Origin of the sequence: Salinisphaera hydrothermalis C41B8 (genome assembly GCF_000732535.1) — a bacterium.
Lineage (GTDB): Bacteria > Pseudomonadota > Gammaproteobacteria > Nevskiales > Salinisphaeraceae > Salinisphaera > Salinisphaera hydrothermalis.
Window position 1 is genome coordinate 68,173 of record NZ_APNK01000008.1, and the last position, 19,006, is coordinate 87,178.

Genomic DNA, 19,006 nt, shown 5'->3' on the forward strand with positions numbered 1-19,006 from the left:
CCGTATGTTTACAGGCATAGTCAGAGGGCTGGGCACGATCGTCGACCAGCAGGTCCAGGACGGCGATACCCGCCTGACCATCGATATCGGCGACACCGATCTCGGCGCGATCGCCATCGGTGACAGCATTGCCGTGTCCGGCGTCTGCCTGACGGCCACCGAAATCAAGGGCTCGCGCTTTGCCGCGGACGTCTCCAAGGAAACGCTGTCGCTGACCACGCTCGGCGAGCGCTCGGTGGGCTCGACCGTGAACCTCGAAGCCCCGCTGCGCGCTGGCGATCCGCTGGGCGGTCATATGGTGGCCGGGCATGTGGACGGCATCGGCGTGCTCGAGGAAATGGTGGCCGACGCCCGCTCCTGGCGGCTGACGTTCTCCGTGCCCAAGGCGCTGGCGCATTACGTCGCGCCCAAGGGCTCGGTCGCGGTCGACGGCATCAGCCTGACAGTCAACGAAGTGGTCGGGCGCCGTTTCGGCGTGAACATCATTCCGCATACGATGAACAACACATCGCTGGGCGCGACGCGCATCGGTGATCGGGTCAATATCGAGATCGATATCATCGCGCGTTATCTGGCGCGTATCGCCGGTCACGAATAACCCCCGGCGCGCGCCCGCAGTCGGCGCTCGTGCCATAATGCCGCGCGGCCAACGTAAGAGTAGCGAGCATGCAGACCATCCAAGGAGAATTCGACGGCGAGAACATCAAGATCGCCATCGTCTCGACCCGCTGGAACGACGATATCGTCGACCGCCTGGTCGAAGGCGCGATCGACGTGCTCACCGATTGTGGCGTGGACGACGACGACGTCATCGTGGTCAAGGTGCCGGGCGCATTCGAGCTGCCGCTGGCCGTTGACCGTCTGGCGGAATCCGGAAAATACGACGGCATTATCGCGCTTGGCGCTGTAATCCGCGGTGATACGCCGCATTTCGATTACGTCGCGGGCGAATGCGCCAAGGGCTTGTCTGCCACCGCGCTCGAGTACGGTCTGCCGGTCGGCTTCGGCGTGATCACTGCCGATAACGCCGAACAGGCGGATGCCCGCGCGCAGCCCGACGAGGACAACAACAAGGGCGCGGAAGCCGCGAGCGCGGTGATCGAAATGGTTAACGTATTGCGCCAGATCGAAGTCGAGGACGAGTAACAGAACATGCCGATTCGCGATCAGTCGCTGGGCGAAGCAGCCGGCGCCGACAACGAACCCGAAACCGACGACGACCAGTTGCCGGAGCTGCCGCCGAAAATGCCCGGCGGCGGGCGGATTCGTGCGCGCATGGCCGCCGTTCAGGCGATCTATCAGTGGCGGATGTCGGGCACCGAAATCGCGGCGCTGATCCAGCAATTCGCTCATGCCGGGCGGCTGGCCGATCTGGACCGCGAATACTTCGAGATGGTGCTGCGCGGCGTCGTCTATGACGTCTCGGGGCTTGAACAAGCCTTCGATACTCATCTCAGCCGTCCGGCCGTGCAGCTCGATCCTGTCGAGTACGCGATTCTGCTGCTGGCGACTTACGAGCTGCGCGAGTGTCCGGAGATCCCGTTCGCCGCGGTGATCAACGAAGCAACGAACCTGGCCAAGATCTTCGGCGCCACCGACGGTCATCGTTTCGTCAACGGCGTGCTCGATGCCACGGCGCGTGACCTGCGTCCGGTCGAGGTCGCGAAAGGCCGGCGGCGATAACGCACGAGGATCGCAAGTCATGCGCGAGTTCGAGCTGATCGACTCGCTGCGTCGGCGGCTGGCGGCCACACGCGCCGACACACGGCTCGGCATCGGCGACGACGCGGCGATTCTTGCGCCGCCACCCGGCCATGAGGTGGTCATCACCACCGATACCCTCATCGCCGGGCGCCATTTTCCTGACGATACGCCGCCCGAAGATATTGGCTTCAAGAGCATCGCGGTCAATCTCAGCGATCTGGCGGCCATGGGCGCCGACCCGGCCTGGTTGACCATCGCGCTGGCGGCGCCGGCGTTGTCGGCCGGCTGGTGCGATCGCTTCATCGACGGCATCCTCGAGGCGCTATCCGATACCGGCGTCGACGTGGTCGGCGGCGATACCACGAAAAGCGACACGCTCACCATCTCGGTCACCGCCTTGGGGCTCGTGCCCGCGGGTGCCGCCTTGCGGCGCGACGGCGCGCGCGTGGGCGATCTCGTTGCGGTGACCGGTTCCCTCGGCGATGCCGCCGCCGGTCTGACGTGTTGGCCGCATCGTGACGGTGCAAGCGCTGACGAGCGTGCGCTGATATCGCGCCTGACCCGGCCCACGGCGCGCCACGGCAGACGGTTGCGCGGGCGCGTCCATGCCGCGATCGACGTATCGGACGGCTTGCTCGCAGACGTGGGGCACATGCTGTCGTTGAGTGGGGTGGGCGCCACGATCGATGCCGATGCGCTACCGGCGTCCCCGGCACTGGCTCGATACGCGGCCTCTGTCGACGAGCGCCGGCGGCTCCAGGCCACCGGCGGCGACGATTATGAGCTTTGCGTCACGTTGCCCGAGGATGCGTTAGATTCGGCGCGCGCGGCGCTGGACTGCCCATTCACGGTCATCGGACGCATCGAATCACAACCTGGACTGCGATTGACCGACGCCCACGGCGATACGCTCGATCCCCAGTGGCTGGCCCGCGCCGGCTGGGATCATTTCGACGGTCATTGATAAACGAACGTTTCTGCTCCCGAAACCGGCAAGGTCTTGAATCCGGTCCGCTAATGAACGCGAATTACGCCAATGGCGGACCGGTGTTGCGACCTGGGTCACGCGGGACGCCGTCGTATTTTCGAGCTTTGCTCGTCGAAGACGACGGTCCGCGGATCAGCGCAGATGTGGTGTAGCGGATGCGGTGCGCGAACCAGCGGCCGAGATCGTCGGAACGCTAAACTCTAATACGCTTTTTGGAACGAAGTGGCAAAGGTCGTTCGCGCCACGATCGAACCCGTGCCTCCAACGATGAACCGCCATCTGTGCAAATCTGCGTTGATCTGTGGATACATGCCTTAAGGAACGAAGTCGATCAGTCAGGCGCTGCCCCGAAACCACGGAGGTCGTGAATCCAGTCCGCGAATGGCGCGAATGGCGAACCGGTGTTTCGACCGGCCTGACGCGGCGGAGCCGTCGTATTTTTTGCCCCACGTTCGCGGAAGCAAGTGATCCGCAGATGACGCAGATGCGGTTTTGCTTGCGCGACGTAGCGAATGCTGGGCCCGAACCCGCTACGGAGTCGGCTGGAACGCCAAACTCGAAGACGGTTCTTGGAACGAAGTGGCAAGGGGCGTTCGCGCCACGATCGAACCCGTGCCTCCAACGATGAACCGCCATCTGCGTGAATCTGCGTTGATCTGCGGATAAATGCCTTAAAGGACGAAAGCCGATCGGCCAGGCGGCGCCCCGAAATCCCAAGCATCCCGGGCTCCATCCGCTATTTGCGCTATTGGCATTCATTCGCGGACTTAAAACTGCAAATGTTAGCCCGATGCTCCGTTGGCGCGCAGCAGCCGGGCGATGTCGTCCTCGCCGCGTCGGCGGGCGGCCTCGAGCGGGCTCACGCCGTCGACGCGCGCTTGCGGATTCGCGCCGCGAGCCAGCAGTTGGCGCACGACATCAGCGTGACCATTGACGACGGCCGCAAAAAGGGCGGTTTGGCCTTGATGATCGCGATGATCGGTCTCGGCATGCTCGGCAATCAGATAACCCACGAGGTCGGCGTTGCCCGCACTGGCGGCTGCGATCAATGGCGTGTCGCCGACGGTATCGGCGCTGTCGACTGCAGCACCGGCGTTGATCAGGCTATGGGCAATCTGGGTGTCGTCACGCGGCGAACGCGCGGCGTTGATCCATAGCGGAGTACGTCCCTGCCGGTTGCGCGCGTCGATATCGGCGCCGGCCGCGATCAATGCCCGCACCACGGCCGGGTGACCATTAGCGGCAGCCCGGTAAAGTGGCGTATCGGCGCCGTTCTGGTTCATGCCGTTGACCGCCGCGCCGTGCGCCAGCAGGTCCTTTACGGCGATGAGCTGGCCGTGCGCGGCCGCGAGTGTCAGTGGCGTCGTGCCGTTGCCGGTCGGCGTATCGACGTCGGCGCCGGCGCGGAGCATGGCATTGATCGTGGCTGTGTCGCCCCGGCTCGCGGCATAGTGCAGGCAGTTCCAACCCGAATGCTGATGTCGCAGGCGATCGTGCGCGGTCTGCAGCAGACAGATCGCATCCACATCCGGTTTGACGGCAAGCGCGGCGGCGCTACCGGCGATGAGGACCGCCAGCACGACGGCGACCGTCCATTTCATGGCTGCAAGCGATTACGCATGGCCGGCGACGCGGTAGACTGTGCGCCGACCGTACTCCAACCGTCTGTCTCATGCTGCAACTGTTCAACAGCCTGACGCGCCAGCGCGAGCCGCTGAAGACTCTCGAGCCCGGCCAGGTGCGGCTCTACGTCTGCGGGATCACGGTCTACGATTATTGCCATCTCGGCCATGCACGCTTTCTGGTCGTGTTCGACATGTTCGTGCGCTATCTGCGGGCCCAGGGCTGGCAGGTGCGCTATGTCCGCAATATTACCGATATCGACGACAAGATCATCCGGCGTGCGGCGGAAAGTGGGAGTACCCCGGAAGCGGTGGCCGAACGATTCGCGGACGCGCTGGCCGAGGACGAGGCGGCGCTCGGGCTGATCGCGCCGGATATGGAGCCGCGCGCGACCGCGCATGTGGGCCAGATCATCGCCATGATCGAGCGCCTGATCGAACGCGGCGCGGCCTATGTGGGCGATAACGGCGACGTCTACTACGACGTGTCCACCTTCGAGCGTTACGGCGCGCTGTCTGGCCGGCGGCTCGACGAGATGCGCTCGGGCGCGCGTATCGCAGTCAACGAAGCCAAGGACGACCCGCTGGATTTCGTGCTTTGGAAGGCTGCCAAGCCGGGCGAGCCGTCGTGGGAATCGCCGTGGGGCGCCGGCCGGCCGGGCTGGCATATCGAATGCTCGGCCATGTCCACCCATTGCCTGGGCGACTCGTTCGATATTCATGGCGGCGGGCTTGATCTGCAGTTCCCGCATCACGAGAACGAAATCGCCCAGAGCGAAGCCGCGACCGGTAAACGTTACGTCGGCCTCTGGATGCACAACGGGTTCGTGACCGTCGACGACGAGAAAATGTCGAAATCGCTCGGCAATTTCCTGACGCTGCGCGATGTACTGGCGCAGTACGACGCCGAATCGGTGCGCTATTTCGTACTCGCGACGCACTATCGCAGTCCGTTGGCCTACAACGCCGAAGCCATGGACAGCGCGGCCTCGGCCCTGGCGCGCCTCTATACGACGCTGCGCGACGCGCCGGCCGGCGGCGATGCCCACGCGGACGTGAACGCGGCCTATCGCTCGCGTTTTCTGGAGGCGATGGACGACGATCTGAACACGCCGGCCGCGATCGCCGTGTTGTTCGATATGGCGCGCGAAGCCAACCGGGCGGGGGCGGACGAAAGCACTCGACGAGCGGACCTGGCGGCAGGTCTGCGTGAATTCGGCGCGATGATCGGGCTATTGCAACAGGATGCCGACGCGTATCTTCAGGCCGGGGGCGTCACGGACGACGGTCTGACTGCCGAAACGATCGAAGGGATGCTGGCACAGCGGCGTGAGGCCCGTGCGGCACGCGATTTTGCCACCGCGGATCGGATTCGCGACGAACTCACGGCTGCCGGCGTGGTGCTGGAAGACTCGGCCGAGGGGACGAAGTGGCGTCGGGGTTAGATGTTATCTAACCCGCGGCCCGAGGAGGATGTGTCCGGGACTGGATAAGAGGCCGAAAGGCCCCGGGAAGCCCATCAGGCCTGATCCGCCTCGGCGGCCTCGCGCATCTCGGCGGCACGCAGGGTATTGCTGATCAGCATGGCGACCGTCATCGGCCCGACGCCGCCCGGGACCGGGGTGATCCAGGCCGCGCGTTCGGCCGCGGTATCGAACGCCACGTCGCCAACGAGCTTGCCCGAGTCCAGACGGTTCATGCCGACGTCGATCACGGTCGCGCCTTCTCGAATCCATTCGCCTCGAACCAGCCCGGGCTTGCCGACACCGACCACGAGAATTTCGGCCTGGTTCACTTCGTAGGCCAGATCGCGCGTGAAGCGATGGCAGACCGTCGTGGTTGCCCCCTTGAGTAGAAACTCCAGGGCCATCGGCCGGCCGACGATGTTGGACGCCCCGACCACCACGGCCTGGCGTCCGCGGAACGGCTCGTCGATGGACTCGAGCAGGCGGATGATGCCCAGAGGTGTGCAGGCGCGAAGCAGCGGTACGCGCTGGGCCAGACGACCGACGTTATACGGATGGAACCCGTCTACATCCTTATCCGGCCGGATACGCTCGATCACCGAGCTGGCGTTGATATGCGCCGGCAGTGGCAGTTGGACCAGAATCCCGTCAATGGTGTCGTCGGCATTGAAATCGTCGATCAGCGCGAGCAGCTCGGCTTCACTGATGTCGGCGCTGGGGTAGACAGCGCGGGAGACCAGGCCGGCTTTTTCGCAGGCTTTGATCTTCTTGCCGACGTACACCTGCGATGCCGCATCGTCACCGACCAGAATGACAGCCAGCCCCGGCGCACGCTGACCGGCTTCGAGACGGGCGGCTACAGCCCGCCCGACGTCGGCGCGGTACGCTGCCGCAATCTTTTTGCCATCGATCAAACGAGCCGACATAGACGGGCACTATCACAGGGCCAAATGATCGGCGGATTTTCGCACGCCCCGCACCCCCGGACAATTCGGACAGTCGGCTACAGCGTGCCGCGAGAGCGCCAGCACGTCACCGCTTACCCCGAATGGGGATGGTCCTCAATGGATATAGCCAAAGCCTCAACACAGCGCTCGCGGCGCGACGACCGCGCCATCGTCGATCGATCCGTACGAATTGATGTGCGGAATCGGCGCCAAGGGTTTAAACTCGGCACCGGTCCATCGGGGCATAGCGCAGCCTGGTAGCGTGACTGCTTTGGGATCGATGCAAGGCATCGATGCCGAAGCAACGGAGGTTGCGAGGCGGGGTCACTTGGAGAGCGTGAGCGAGCCTAGTGACAGACTGCTCGCAGAGCAGACGCGATAGTGCCCCCACGCAGTCGATTAGCCGTTACACTACGGCGTGAAATTCGGGGCATAGCGCAGCCTGGTAGCGCGTCTGCTTTGGGATTGATGCACGGCATCGATGCCGAAGCAACGGAGGTTGCGAGGCGGGGTCACTTGGAGAGCGTGAGCGAACCTAGTGACAGACTGCTCGCAGAGCAGACGCGTGGCGCCCCCACGCGGTCGGTTAGCCGTTACACTACGGTGGAAAATTCGGGGCATAGCGCAGCCTGGTAGCGCGTCTGCTTTGGGATCGATGCACGGCATCGATGCCGAGGCAACGGAGGTTGCGAGGCGGGGTCACTTGGAGAGCGTGAGCGAGCCTAGTGACAGACTGCTCGCAGAGCAGACGCGATTGTGCCCCCACGCAGTCGATTAGCCGTTACACTACGGCGGAAATTCGGGGCATAGCGCAGCCTGGTAGCGCGTCTGCTTTGGGAGCAGAAGGTCGCAGGTTCGAATCCTGCTGTCCCGACCATTTATCGTCCCCCTCGTCGAAAGCCTCTATCTGACGCGGTTTGCGGGTGCCGTGCGAGTGCCGGTCTATATTCCGAAGCTCCGGCTCTGGGGTTGGTAGGCGTGAAAGGCCCGGACCCGCAAGCGCTGTCTGGCGCTGTACCTCTTTGATCCGCAGCGCCACCGATGGGCACAGTCGCTTGACGACTCGCCAGACGATCGCACTCCATGAAGTATGGCCGGTGAGGCCGGACAAGCGCACGGCACGCCCGATTCGTATTTGTGACGACGCGCAACGTTTGGCGCGGGCGGTGTACGACGCGTCGATAGGCCCGAGCGAACACGGGCGGCCCTGCATGTACCTGGCTTGGCAGCTGTCACTTTGGGCATCTCGTACTAACCGATCGGGCTTGCATGTGCTTTCGTGCGGGTTCGTCATACCGTTGCATTAATCATGCTTCAGCGTATGACGAGCGCTCGGCGCGGGATCGGACGGAACATCGACAGAACCTGGCAACATAAGTGCACGATGCACTATTTTGTGGCGACATCGGGTTTCGAAGAGTTCAGTTCAGGCCGAAATCCTTGTGATCCAATGGGCTGGCACACATGTTGCTAACCGGCCTAAGCCATATTCGTGCATCGTCCATAGGTTCGGTGCCGTTGTAATTGATCAAGAGACGACGACCACGTGATGACGGATGGTTCCGACAAGCAGGCCAGCAAGCCGATCAAACCCGGCCGGCGGTATCTGACCAAGTTCGAGATCGGCGGCATCGTCATGCTGTCTGCGTTGGTGCATTTCGGCCTGTGGTGGCTTTATCAGCATTCGCCGATTCAGCACCCCAAGCCGATGAAGATGCAGCAGAGTCCGCCACCCATCGAGGTGACGCTGACCAAGCCGCAGCCGGTCGAAAAGGTGCCCACCATCGACACGCACGCGGTGATGCCGCCGAAAAAGAAAAAGCCGAAGCCCAAACCGAAGCCGAAGCCGAAGCCTAAACCTAAGCCAAAGCCGAAACCCAAGCCGAAACCGAAACCTAAACCCAAGCCGAAACCGGAACCGAAGCCCGAGCCGAAACCGGCCCCCAATCCAGCGCCGAAGCCGAGTCCCAAGCCGAGTCCGAAGTCGAACTCGAACAAGATCACGCCGGCGAAATCGGGCGTTGGCATCGCCGGCAACCACGGGGCGAGCTACCCGCCGCGGGCGCTGCGTCGTCACGAGGAGGGCAGAGTGGTGGTGAAAATTCTTGTCGAGCCCGATGGGACGGCGGGGCAGGTGACGGTCGTGAAATCGAGTGGCTACAGTGACCTCGACAATGCTGCCGTGCAGGCGGCCAAGCGATGGCATTACGTGCCGGCCAAGCGAGGCGATACACCGATCCGCGGCTATGCGATACAGCCTTTTACATTCAATCTCCCGGACTGATCGGGCGGTTGCACAAGTTTTCCAGGAGAGAGACTTACTATGCTGAGCAGCAACCTTACGCCATACGTGGTGCCGGCCGTTCTGTGGTGCCTGATTATCCTGTCGGTCATCACCTGGGCGCTGCTGGTCATCAAGCTCGTTCAATTCGGCCGGGCCCGGGCGCTGGATAAACGGTTCCAAAAGAGTTTCTGGACCGCAGACAGCATCGAGCAGGGCGAATCGATTACGGATAATTCGTCGGGTCCGATGGCCGATATCGCCAAAGCCGGTTTCGCCGTCATTACCGGGCGCGATATTGCGCCGGGCAACAAGAATCTCGCGCACCAGATCGATCGCGGCGAGCGCCTCGAGCGCGCCCTGCGCCAACAGATCGAGCGCGAGCGCCGTTCGCTGGAAGGCGGTCTGGCGGTTCTCGCCAGTTTTGGCAGTACCGCGCCTTTCATCGGGTTGTTCGGTACGGTCTGGGGCATCATGGGTGCGTTGGTGAGTATCGGCGAAACCGGCTCCACCGGCTTGCAGGCCGTGGCTGGCCCGGTCGGTCACGCGCTGATCGCCACCGGGATGGGCATCGCGGTGGCCGTGCCGGCGGTTCTGATCTACAACTTCCTCGTTCGTCGCTTGAAAGCCGGCGTCCACTCGATGAACGATTTTGCCCACGACTTCTATGCGCTGTGCCAGCAGAGCGGGTTCCAGTCGGGCGACGCGCCGGTCATGCGCCAGAGCGATCTCAAGGACAACGCGACGGTCGGACAGAAGACGCACGCCACAGCCTAGGCGTCGAGTCCTGTTCATCCTATTCAGAATGACGGAGTAGCAATCATGGCAATGTCAGGTGGTGGAGACGACGACGAAGTCCTCAGCGAAATGAACGTCACGCCGCTGGTCGACGTGATGCTCGTGCTGCTGGTGATGTTCATCGTCACGGCGTCCGCGGTGACCACGGCGGTGCATGTCAATTTGCCCAAGACCGACAGCGTGGCCCCGCCGGATGCCAAGCAGCCGATCGTGCTCAGTGTGGACAAGAACGGCAATTACTTCATCGACAAGGACAAGGTCTCGCTTGATGAACTCAAGCAGCGCCTGGTCCAGATCCATCAAAAGACGCCCAACAAGGCGGCCCAGTTGCAGGCCGACAAGAGCGTGCCCTACGGGGCGGTGGGCAAGGCAATGGCGGCCTTGCAATCTTCCGGCATTCAAAAAATTGCGGTGTTGTCGAACCCCTGAAAATCTGTCGGATCCGCGCCGGGGCGCCCATTGCGCCGTGCCACGTTGACGGACGGCCCGTAAGGGCCGTCTTTTTTATGTTTGCCTCAAGGAGTTCCCGGCTCCTTGCATGTTGAGTTCGCCATGGTTGACACCGTGCCATCCAGCCTGCGGATTCGAAGCAAAGCTTAACCCCCCACTCGATGTGTTCGTTTGCCGATCGGGAATAGGCGGCTGTACACGGTTCTATGCGCGTCCGCCCTTTGCGTGCGGAATAACGACTCGATAGCAACGTTCGCCTTGGCTGCTACTCAACGCCGCCGGCCCAGGGCGTGACTTCGACCGTCGTTCTAGGGCGTGTTGAGGTTTCGTGCGAGTCCGCGCCAAGCGCTGTTTGCGGCAAGACGAGGCGTAGCGAACGTGGCGTAGTGGTTCTACGAGAGAGCTATAACGCTGTATTGCCGTCGTGTCGTTAATTTAAGGGCGCTTGTCCCTTCGGGTTGGGCCGCCCATAAAAAACTAACTAGGGGCGCCCGGCGGGGTTGCGAGTCTGGGCCGTGGCACGCCACGACGCGGCGACTCGCGCCTTGCCGGTCACGATTTGCGGACGCCAACGCGGCGCTCGCACGAAACCTCAACACGCCCTAAGGACCCCCGGTATTCGAAAACCTGCGCCGCTGGCCAGATGATCCGATGCGTGGCAACACGGTGCCGATCATCCTTTATCACTTTTTCTTCGTCGCTTGCTCGTGCCATCACCCGGCGCGTGCGTCCAGCTTGGCATGTTCTGTGCTCAGGCATCCCGGGTGAGTCGCAGACGCTCTGTGCGTCGGGCTTCTTTGGGAGCGGATCGAGACCGGTGGGACCAAACACCTGCGGGCGAATGTCGGCAGTACCGGCTCGATCTAAAGCAACGAATTTAATTGGGGATAATCGTCATGATGTATGGATCGACTTCCAGCGGGAAGTGCGAAAGAGAGCGTGTGGATGGCACGTTCGACTGGACGCGGGCCTCGAAAGCCTCGATATGCGCTTTCCTGCTCGCTTTTGCGCCGCTGACCGGCGCACTTGCTCAAACCAGCGACGATGCCAGCGATGACGGCTACGTGGCGCCCGCGGCGCCGGCCAGCGATACCAGTTCCGATGCCGCGGCACCTGCCGCCGCTGCTCCGGCAGCCGCCGCGCCTGCTGCCGCCGCTGCGCCGGCCGCCGCTGCAGCATCGGCAAGTGCGGCTTCCGCGCCGACCACCAACCTGAATAACGTGGCCGTTACGGGCACGGCAATTGCTCGTCCGGATGCGGCTACGGCACTCCCGGTGACGGTATACAGCGCCAAAGAACTGCGCCAGCAGGGCATCACGTCCACGCCACAGCTGCTTCAGCAGATTGCGGGTAATGACACGAGCTCCGGGCCGGGTCTGAATACTGGCTCGCAAATTACCGGCGGCGCGTCTTTCGCGGATCTGAGAGGCCTGGGCGCCAACAAGACGCTCATTCTTTTGAACGGCCGTCGGCTGGCGACCAATTCGCTGGAAGGTAATGGTGCGGCAACCGATCTGAACACGATTCCGTTTGCAGCGATCGATCATGTCGAAGTGCTACGCGACGGTGCATCGGCACTTTATGGCACCGATGCTATCGGTGGTGTGATCAACTTCATCACCAAGAAGAATCTGAACGGCGGCAACGTTGATCTGCAATACACCATGCCCACACGCAGTGGTGGCGGTAATTCTTCGACATTGAGCGCCACGTTTGGCAAGGGCGACTTCGATAAGGACGGCTGGAACGTGATGGGTACCATCAGCTACCAGCGTTCGGGCGAAATCAATACGAATAGTCGGGACTTCATCACGCCGTTGAACCCGAATATTCAGGCGGTGTCGTCGAACACCTTCTCCAGCAATTACAACCAAGGCTCGATCTTCGCCAATGCGCAGCCGGGCTGCAACGCCAAGGGCGAAATCCCAGACTCCTATTTTGGTGATCCGACTTCTGGCGCCTGTTACGAGAATTACACGGCGCTTGGCGCCGAAGTGCAGCAGAAGTACGAAGAGCCATCGTTCTTCGGCCAAGCGTCATACAAGATTAACGACAAAAACAAAGTATCGGCGAGCTATCTTTATTCGCGGAAAACCACTTATTCGATCTCAGCCCCGGCTCCGACTTCCGGTTCGATCGAGGTGCAGCCCGGGACAAAATATTACCCGGGTAACGGCATCACACCCGCGCCGACGGCGGTCCAGGACCCGGATGGTAGTTTCGATCCGACGAAGCCCGTGTCGCTTTACTATCGGACCGTGCCCGCTGGCCCGCGCGTCAACAAGGGGGTTAATGAGAACCACCGCGTGGTTCTCGACTTTACCGGGCGGTTCCTGAACGGATTCCATTACGACACGGCGTTTTCTTACAATCAGAGTTCGTCCGACTACGACGAGGTTCGCGGCGAAATCAACCAGACCGAGGGGCCGAACTCGCTGCAGGCCCAGATCAACGACGGCAACTATAATCCGTTCGATACCAATCTCTCGGACGCCGAGCGCCAGATTTTGCTGAACGCTCAGACAACCGGCCAGATCGAGGCTGGCAAGACGCGTGCCTATGTCTGGGACGGCAAGATCGATCACGAGATCGGCAACTGGTTCGGTGCGGGGCAATCCGCCTTGGCCTTGGGGGCGCAATATCGTCACGAGACGCTGGATGTGCACATCGATCCCTATCTTGCGGCCCGTTCGCCGAGTTCCGGTCTTTCGGGCAACAAGATCTCGGAAAGCCGAGATGTTGAAGGCGTATTCGGTGAACTGAATGTGCCGATCCTGGACAATCTCGAGCTCGATGCGCAGGCGCGTTACGACAATTACAGCGATGTGGGCGATACCATCAACCCGAAGGTCTCGCTTCGCTACCAGCCTCTCAAACAGCTGACGCTGCGAGCCTCCTATGCGGAGGGCTTTCATGCGCCAACGCTGTTCGATTTATACGAGCCATTGTCGAACACTTACTCCGAAGGGGGCTTGAATGACCCGGTTCTCTGTCCGGGCGGTAAAGTCGCAGCCGGCGGTTCACAGGTTCGCGACTGCAACACGCAGTTTCAGGAGGCCGAGGGCGGAAACCAGAATCTCAAGCCCGAAAAATCGAAGAGCTGGAGTGCTGGTTTTGTATTGCAGCCGATCAAGTATGTAACGCTAACCGCCGACTTCTGGGCCGTGGAGTTGTCACAACAGATCGGTGTACCCAGCGGCGCTTATATCTTTGCAAATACGCCGACCGATTCGTCCATTTACCACCGTAACGACGACGGGTCGCTGGATTACTTCGTTAATCGCAACGAAAACCTCGGTAAGCTGGAGACCAATGGCGAAGATGTTCAACTCGACGCGCACCTGCCGTCGGACTATGGAACGTTTACGTTCTCGCTGCAGGGGACGTACACCAACAAGTACGACTTCCAGAACGTAAAGGACGGCCCTTATTACAACAACGTGGGTGTGTACAGCCTGCAGAGCAATACTGTGGTGTTCCGCTGGAAGCAAAACATCACCTTGGGTTGGCACAAAGGGCCGATGTCCCTCGGTGTCGTCAACCATTATTCCAGTGGTTATCAGGATGCTTACCAATATCCGGGGCACTATAAGGTCCACGACTACGTCACCTGGGATACCTATGGCTCGTACGCCTTCGATAACGGGCTACAGCTGACGGTTGGATCGAATAACGTGTTCGATGTCGATCCTGTCTATTCTGATCAGACTTACGCCGGTAACGCGGGCTACGATGCGCGCTATGCCAGCGGTGTCGGACGAACGGTATACGGGCGATTGAGTTATTCGTTCTAAGCAGCGAGTCGCTTGTTCTAACGGGCCGCCATCTTCGGATGGCGGCTCTTTTTTGTGCCGCCCCTGATGAGAAGGAACCGACCAGCGCGAGTTGCCGATCAATTTCGGGGCGAGGGAGCACATGAGCACGGACTGTCTTCCGTTGAACGATAGATCCCTTGGCGCCCCCATGGCCGGCACCAGGGCAGTGATACACGGCGTGACGATTTTATCCACTCGCGCTTAGAGGGCCGGGGTTTCGGTCACATAGCTCGTGGGTATAACGCTTGACGGTAACGGGCGCACACGCCCGATATCCAGCCAGATCTGCTCGGGCGAATGGAAATCCGATCCGACCGAGCCGGCCAGAGCATGCTCTCGGGCATCGCGGGCTGACTGACTCTCCTGTTCGAGCGAACTCACACCGGTACAGATTTCGAGTGCGTCGCCGCCGGCTTCAGCGAATGCTGCGACCATCCGACGGCGCCACGCGCCCGAACATCCGTAACCGAAGGGGTGCGCGAGTACGGCCGTGCCGCTGGCGGCATGTATCCACGCGATCACCTCGGCGAGTTCGGCCCATACGGTGCGTCGATACCCGGGCCGCCCCGGTCGCAGGTAGCGTTTGAAGGCGTCCTGACGATTGCGTGCCAGGCCGTCGGCGACCAGCAGATCGGCGTAATGCGAGCGGGTGATCTGGCCGCCATCGGCATGGGCACGGGCGCGCGCGAGTCCGTCGTGTAATCCAATACGCGCCAGCCGCTCGCCGATGTCGGCGGCGCGAGTCTCGCGTTCGTCCTGATGCCGCGCCAGGCCGTCCATCAGGACCGGGTGGTCAATGTCGAGCCCGAGGCCAACGACGTGAAGCGTCCGGCGTTGCCAGGTCACCGATATCTCGGCGCCCGGGATCAAGTCGATATCGTGCGTCGCGGCGGCGCGGCGCGCTTCGGGAATTCCGGCGATCGTGTCGTGATCGGTCAGGGCCAGGCGCTGCACACCTCGTGATTTCGCTCGCGCTACGAGAGCAGCGGGTGAAAGATGGCCATCGGAAGCGGTGGAATGGGTGTGCAGATCGATCATGGACACGCGCCGTACTCGGGCGCGCTATCGTGGTGCGCCGAACCCACAGCATAGCGGCCGATGGAGCACGCTGCATGATCAATCTTGGCATCCTGCCCTTGTGGGCATTGGCGATTCACTTGGCCGTCGAGCTGGCATTGATCGCGCGTGTTCTTCTCAAGCCTTATCGCGATCCGGCGGCGCGCGTCGCCTGGTTGGTCGTGCTGATCGCATTGCCGGTGGCCGGAATTATCGTCTATCTGCTATTGGGCGAAACCAGCATCGGGCGTCGCTACACGCAGCGAATGCGCACGGTGCTCGAACAGTTGCCGGCGCCCGCTTCGGTTACGACAGTGCATACGCCCGATGCTCGGGTTCAGCATCTATTCGAGATGGTGACCTCGATCAACGGCTTCATGCCGTGTGCCGGCAACCACTTCGAGTTCCCGGACGGCGCCGATGCGACGATCGATGCCTTGGTCGCGGATATCGATGCGGCCAGGCGCCACGTCCATCTGTTGTTCTATATCTGGCTGACCGACCGCAACGGCCTGCGCGTGGTGGCCGCGATCGAGCGTGCCGCGGCGCGAGGCGTCACTTGCCGCGTGATGGTGGACGCGGTCGGTTCGCGCGGGTTGATCAAATCGAAATACTGGCGCGCCATGCAGGACGCCGGTGCCTCGACCGCCGTGGCGCTTCCGGTAGGAAACCCCGCGCTGCATGTCTTCGTGGGCCGTGTGGATCTGCGCAACCATCGCAAGATCGTGGTGATCGACAACGAAATCACATACGCCGGTAGCCAGAACTGTGCCGATGCGGCATTCGCGATCAAGAAGAAATACGCGCCCTGGGTGGATGCGGTCATCCGTCTGGCCGGGCCGATCGCACGCCAGAATCAGTACCTGTTCGTGGCCGACTGGATGACGTATGCCGGCGAGGATTGTCGGCATTGCCTGGACGAGCCGGCGCCGGCTGCGCGCGGCGATATCGTGGCCCAGGCCATCGGCACCGGGCCGACCGGGCGGTATTCCGCCGCGCCGGAGCTGCTCTGTGCGCTGGTCTACGCGGCGCGCAGCCAGCTCACGATTACGACGCCGTATTTCGTGCCGGATGATGCCTTGTTGCTGGCGCTGTGCTCGGCGGCGTATCGCGGTATCGATGTATGCATGGTCTTTCCGGCGCGCAACGACTCTCGCATTGTCGCCGCGGCCAGCCGGAGCTACTACCAGGAGTTGCTGGCCGCCGGCGTGCATATCTTCGAATACGAGCCGGGGCTGCTGCATGCCAAGACCTTGACCGTCGACGACGAGCTGACGCTGATTGGGTCGACCAATCTCGATCGGCGCAGTTTCGATCTCAACTACGAGAACAATGTCTTGCTGCAATCGCGTGATGTCACCGCGGCTATACGGGCTCGTCAGGCACGCTTCATCGACGATTCGCATCCGGTCACGCTGGTTGATCTGAAGCGCGTTTCGGCGCCGCGGCAGGCCTGGCGCAACGCGCTGGCGATGCTGGGCCCGGTACTGTAAGTCTTTTGCAATGCGTCCCGGCCCCGGAAGCGAAGCGAGCACAGCCGGATAAAAAAAGGCCGTCGCATGCGACGGCCTTTTAACTTCACCCGGAGAGGCGGATCAGTCTTTGGCGAAGTTCGCGTGCAGCACCTGATCGGCCGGGCCGAGGCGGTCGCTGGCGGTCTGACGCTGATGCCAATAGGGATAGAGCAGCACCGGGCGGCTGACCTGTTCGATCGCGGCGATTTCGTCGTCGGTCAGCTCGAGATTGGCGGCTGCCAGATTGTCGTCGAGCTGGTGTTCCTTGCGCGCGCCGATCACGGCGGTCGTCACGCCGGGGCGAGTCAGGATCCAGGCGAGTGCGACCTGTGCCGCCGAGACGCCGTGCGCATCCCCGACCTCCACCAGGGTTTCGATGATGTCGAACAGTCGGGTCTCGTCAGAAATCGGCGGTTCTTGCCAGCCTTCCGAAAACCGCGTGCCTTCGGGCTTGTCGGCGTCGCGGCGATACTTGCCGGACAACAACCCACCGGCCAGCGGGCTCCAGATCATGGTGCCCAGGCCCGAATCCACCGCGGCCGGCATGAGCTCGTATTCGGCCTCGCGCGCTTGTGCGGTGTAGTGGATCTGCTGGCTGATCGGCTTGATGAAGCCCTCGCGTTCGCAGATCGCCTGTACCTTCATGGCGTGCCAGGCCGAGAAGTTGGAGATGCCGTAGTAGCGGATCTTGCCGTGGCGGACGAGCGTATCGAAGGTTTCCAGCGTTTCCTCGAGCGGTGTAATACCGTCCCACTGGTGCATTTGATACAGATCAATGTGGTCCCGGCCGAGCCGCTTGAGACTGGCCTCGAGTTGCTCGCGAATATGAAAGCGCGACAGGCCACGATCGTTGACGCCGTCGCCCATGGGAAAACGCACCTTCGTGGCGATGAGCACATCGTTGAGCTTGTCGCCTAGCGCCTGGCCGAGTATCTCCTCCGATGCGCCGCCCGAATACATATTGGCGGTATCGAAGGTGTTGATGCCGGCATCCAGTGCCTTGTCGACCATCGTACGGGCGCCAGAGACATCCGTGTTGCCGACCTTGGCCATGTTGCCCTGGCCCCCGAACGTCATGGTGCCCAGGGTCAGTTTGGACACCTTGAGACCGGAGTTGCCGAGCTGGCGATATTCCATTTATCGCTCCGTTTGTGATTTACAGGCCCAAAGGATGAACATACCTGAGGTCGAAGTTCAACATTCATCGGTGACGCTCAAGCCAAAGCGCTTGTCGGCTATCATGGGCAACCTGAATTCATCTCATCGAGCTGCCGTCATGCCTGCGTGCCCGTGGCCGGGCGTCCGCGCTGATCTGCAGCGATTCCGGGTGCCGCCGCCGTGAAAAATGATCTGGCACGACGCTTGTTCGGCGGGCGGGCTTTGCCCAGCCCGGGAGCGGCCGAGTTCGAGGTCATCCATCGGCGGGCCGGGGTGTCGGTGCGCTATTATGCGCCGGCCGGCGCGCCCGACAGCCGGCCGCAACCGCGCACGCCGCTGGTGCTGGTGCCGCCGCTGGCGGCCGACATCCAGATCTACGACCGGCGCAACCAACATAGCCTGGTGGCTTATCTGTCGGCCCGCGGTTTCGATCTCTATCTGATCGACTGGGGGTGGCCGACGCGGGCCGACGATCGTCGGCATCTCAGCGATTATTTCGCGGCGCTGCTGCCGGAAATGCTCAATCGCGTGCGTTTCCATAGCGGGCGGCGTCGTCTGAGCCTGCACGGCTGGCGCCTGGGTGGGCTGCTCGCCCTGTGCTATGCCGCCGTCAGCCCGGCCGATGATGTGGCCGGGCTGGTGTTGCTCGACACGTGTATCGACTATGCCGTCGAACCGGCACCGGACCGGCCGCGCGACCGGCTGCGCCGGCAAGCAGGGCGCTGGCGACGCCTGGCGGGGCTGCGCGCCAGCCAGTTGCCGGTGAGCGCGCTGCACATGCCGAGCTGGCTGCAGTCGATTGCGCGTCACGCCGTTCTGGGCTCGACCCAGCCGCCGGATGATGACGCGCTTCGTTCCCGGGCTTATCCCGGCGGCGTCGTGGCCGATGTCATCGATCATCTGTGGACCGACAACGCACTGGCTGCGGGCCGATTGCCCGCGGCCAACGCCGGTGCGCGGCTGGCCGACGTCAAGGTGCCCATTCTTTTCATTGCCGATGCCGATCATCCGGCGTGTTCGCCCGTCTGCGGCGATCGTCTCGCTGCGGTGGTGGGCAGCCAACGCGTTGAACGCGAGTGGACGCACGGTGACCCGCAGCATCCGGCGTGCGGGGCGCTGATGGCTCGCCGTAGCTGGTCGCGTCTGGCCGACTGGCTGATCGCGCTCGACGCCGAGCCATGACGTGGCGCGCGTTTATCGCTATGTT

General features: G+C 62.4%; 15 protein-coding genes and 1 tRNA gene. 12 read left to right on the forward strand and 4 right to left on the reverse strand.

The features are described from left to right. Window positions 1-4: 4 nt before the first annotated feature. From C41B8_RS07620 to thiL, 4 genes are all read left to right on the forward strand, one after another. A complete protein-coding gene (locus C41B8_RS07620) occupies window positions 5-598 on the forward strand; it encodes a riboflavin synthase (RefSeq protein ID WP_037336287.1) in 594 nt (197 codons plus the stop codon). Window positions 599-666: 68 nt separating this feature from the next. Then, on the forward strand, window positions 667-1,146 hold the full coding sequence (ribH, locus tag C41B8_RS07625) for a 6,7-dimethyl-8-ribityllumazine synthase (protein ID WP_037336290.1): 480 nt from the start codon (window positions 667-669) through the stop codon (window positions 1,144-1,146). Between the two features lie 6 nt (window positions 1,147-1,152). Next, window positions 1,153-1,683: a transcription antitermination factor NusB gene (gene nusB, locus C41B8_RS07630; protein WP_051883250.1), complete on the forward strand. Its 531-nt coding sequence runs from the start codon at window positions 1,153-1,155 to the stop codon at window positions 1,681-1,683. A 19-nt stretch (window positions 1,684-1,702) separates the two neighbouring features. After that, window positions 1,703-2,668: a thiamine-phosphate kinase gene (thiL, locus tag C41B8_RS07635; RefSeq protein ID WP_037336291.1), complete on the forward strand. Its 966-nt coding sequence runs from the start codon at window positions 1,703-1,705 to the stop codon at window positions 2,666-2,668. Between the two features lie 806 nt (window positions 2,669-3,474). Here the strand turns inward: thiL and C41B8_RS07640 are convergent. Beyond that, window positions 3,475-4,293, reverse strand: a complete 819-nt coding sequence (locus C41B8_RS07640; RefSeq protein WP_051883251.1) for an ankyrin repeat domain-containing protein — start codon at window positions 4,291-4,293, stop codon at window positions 3,475-3,477. Between the two features lie 71 nt (window positions 4,294-4,364). Here C41B8_RS07640 and cysS point away from each other — a divergent pair, with 71 nt between their 5' ends. After that, entirely contained in the window at window positions 4,365-5,759 is a 1,395-nt protein-coding gene (cysS, locus tag C41B8_RS07645; RefSeq protein WP_037336294.1) for a cysteine--tRNA ligase, read from the forward strand. A gap of 74 nt (window positions 5,760-5,833) precedes the next feature. On the opposite strand, the gene folD is transcribed toward cysS, so the two are convergent. Next, window positions 5,834-6,706, reverse strand: a complete 873-nt coding sequence (folD, locus tag C41B8_RS07650) for a bifunctional methylenetetrahydrofolate dehydrogenase/methenyltetrahydrofolate cyclohydrolase FolD (protein ID WP_037336296.1) — start codon at window positions 6,704-6,706, stop codon at window positions 5,834-5,836. An 821-nt stretch (window positions 6,707-7,527) separates the two neighbouring features. Here folD and C41B8_RS07655 point away from each other — a divergent pair. From C41B8_RS07655 to C41B8_RS07675, 5 genes are all read left to right on the forward strand, one after another. Continuing rightward, window positions 7,528-7,604, forward strand: a tRNA-Pro gene (locus tag C41B8_RS07655). A 672-nt stretch (window positions 7,605-8,276) separates the two neighbouring features. Further along, window positions 8,277-9,011 carry an energy transducer TonB gene (locus C41B8_RS07660; protein ID WP_051883252.1) on the forward strand — a complete coding sequence of 245 codons (735 nt, stop codon included), beginning with the start codon at window positions 8,277-8,279 and terminating at the stop codon, window positions 9,009-9,011. A 39-nt stretch (window positions 9,012-9,050) separates the two neighbouring features. Then, window positions 9,051-9,785, forward strand: coding sequence for a MotA/TolQ/ExbB proton channel family protein (locus C41B8_RS07665; RefSeq protein ID WP_051883253.1), 735 nt, complete (start codon window positions 9,051-9,053; stop codon window positions 9,783-9,785). Window positions 9,786-9,836: 51 nt separating this feature from the next. Next, window positions 9,837-10,235, forward strand: coding sequence for an ExbD/TolR family protein (locus C41B8_RS07670; protein WP_156962473.1), 399 nt, complete (start codon window positions 9,837-9,839; stop codon window positions 10,233-10,235). A 917-nt stretch (window positions 10,236-11,152) separates the two neighbouring features. Then, window positions 11,153-14,050, forward strand: coding sequence for a TonB-dependent receptor (locus C41B8_RS07675; RefSeq protein ID WP_084188671.1), 2,898 nt, complete (start codon window positions 11,153-11,155; stop codon window positions 14,048-14,050). Between the two features lie 222 nt (window positions 14,051-14,272). Here C41B8_RS07675 and C41B8_RS07680 read toward each other — a convergent pair whose 3' ends face one another. Then, complete coding sequence (locus tag C41B8_RS07680) at window positions 14,273-15,109, reverse strand: PHP domain-containing protein (protein WP_037336302.1); 837 nt, start codon at window positions 15,107-15,109, stop codon at window positions 14,273-14,275. Between the two features lie 74 nt (window positions 15,110-15,183). Between C41B8_RS07680 and cls the strand changes: the two genes are divergently transcribed. After that, window positions 15,184-16,620, forward strand: a complete 1,437-nt coding sequence (gene cls, locus C41B8_RS07685; protein WP_037336304.1) for a cardiolipin synthase — start codon at window positions 15,184-15,186, stop codon at window positions 16,618-16,620. A gap of 102 nt (window positions 16,621-16,722) precedes the next feature. On the opposite strand, the gene C41B8_RS07690 is transcribed toward cls, so the two are convergent. Then, the gene (locus C41B8_RS07690) at window positions 16,723-17,778 is read right to left on the reverse strand and encodes an aldo/keto reductase (protein WP_037336306.1); all 1,056 of its coding nucleotides are present in this window, start codon (window positions 17,776-17,778) and stop codon (window positions 16,723-16,725) included. A 201-nt stretch (window positions 17,779-17,979) separates the two neighbouring features. Between C41B8_RS07690 and C41B8_RS19540 the strand changes: the two genes are divergently transcribed. After that, window positions 17,980-18,981, forward strand: a complete 1,002-nt coding sequence (locus C41B8_RS19540; protein WP_198025114.1) for an alpha/beta fold hydrolase — start codon at window positions 17,980-17,982, stop codon at window positions 18,979-18,981. Window positions 18,982-19,006 lie beyond the last annotated feature (25 nt).